Origin of the sequence: Endozoicomonas sp. YOMI1, assembly GCF_024606345.1 — a bacterium.
Taxonomy (GTDB): Bacteria; Pseudomonadota; Gammaproteobacteria; order Pseudomonadales; family Endozoicomonadaceae; genus Endozoicomonas.
In genome coordinates, this window is record NZ_JAHHPM010000145.1 from 1 (window position 1) to 1,011 (window position 1,011).

A 1,011-nucleotide genomic window follows, 5' to 3' on the forward strand; every position below is an offset into this window, starting at 1 on the left:
AGGTAAACCAGCCATGGCAACGAAACTGGAAAGGGTAGCAGCAAAAGCCCGGAGTAATCCGAAACTTCGCTTCACCAGTTTGGCTCATCACATCACACCGGAGAGTCTTTGTGGGAATCTGAATAAGATCCCCTATTGGACGTCGCCCGGCGTAGATGGGCTGACAATGGAAGAGACGAAGAAAGGCTTCAGGGAATGGCTTGAGCAAACGCTGACGTCTATTCATCGGCAGGCTTACAAGGCACCACCGGTCAAAAGGGTATGGATACCAAAACCAGGGAAGAAGGAGAAACGTCCGCTGGGCGTACCCTGTATTCTTGAGTAATCTGTATCTGCATTATGTACTTGACCTCTGGTTTGAGTACAAGGTGAAACCCCATTTAAAAGGGGAAGCCTGGTTGATCAGATACGTTGACGATTTTGTGGTGTGTTTTCAGCATCGAAGTGATGCAGAACGCTTCCTGAATGTGCTGCCAAAACGGCTGGACAAGTTTGGCCTGAGTCTCGAACTGGACAAAACACGGTTAGTGCAGTTTGGACGGTTTGCCCACAGACAGAAGAAGCGGCCGGAAACAGTCTATTTTCTGGGTTTTACTCACTACTGCACACGTAACCAGAAAGGAAACTTCATGGTTGGTCGCAAAACGGAGAAAACGCGGCTGTGGCGAAGTTTTGATAAATTCAAGACATTGTTGAGGCGAATACGTCACGATCCGCTGCATGAACAGTTAACAGCGATCAATCGTCGTTTGCAGGGACACTACGCCTACTATGGAATGGGAGGGAACTTCTACAGCCTGTGCAAAGTGTACCGGTTTGTAGGGCGATATTGGCGCAAGATGCTTGGTAGTCGAAGTCGTAAGGGAAAGGTGACTTGGGAAATGTTCAATCGTCTCAAACAGATCATGCCGTTACTGAGACCAAGGATTAACATCTCCTTCTGGAAAATGCAATCCATGTCAGTGCTGTAAGTCAAATATCGAAGAGCCCGGTGCGGGAAATCTACACGCC

The 1,011-nt window shown here is 48.4% G+C and carries 1 protein-coding gene and 1 pseudogene; both read left to right on the top strand.

Features of this window, described 5'->3' with window-relative positions; genetic code table 11:
* Positions 1-325, top strand: a pseudogene (locus KDK15_RS05060) (hypothetical protein); the annotation flags it as partial.
* Positions 318-971 carry a reverse transcriptase domain-containing protein gene (locus KDK15_RS05065; RefSeq protein ID WP_257294278.1) on the top strand — a complete coding sequence of 218 codons (654 nt, stop codon included), beginning with the start codon at positions 318-320 and terminating at the stop codon, positions 969-971. The pseudogene KDK15_RS05060 and the gene KDK15_RS05065, both read left to right, overlap by 8 nt.
* Positions 972-1,011 lie beyond the last annotated feature (40 nt).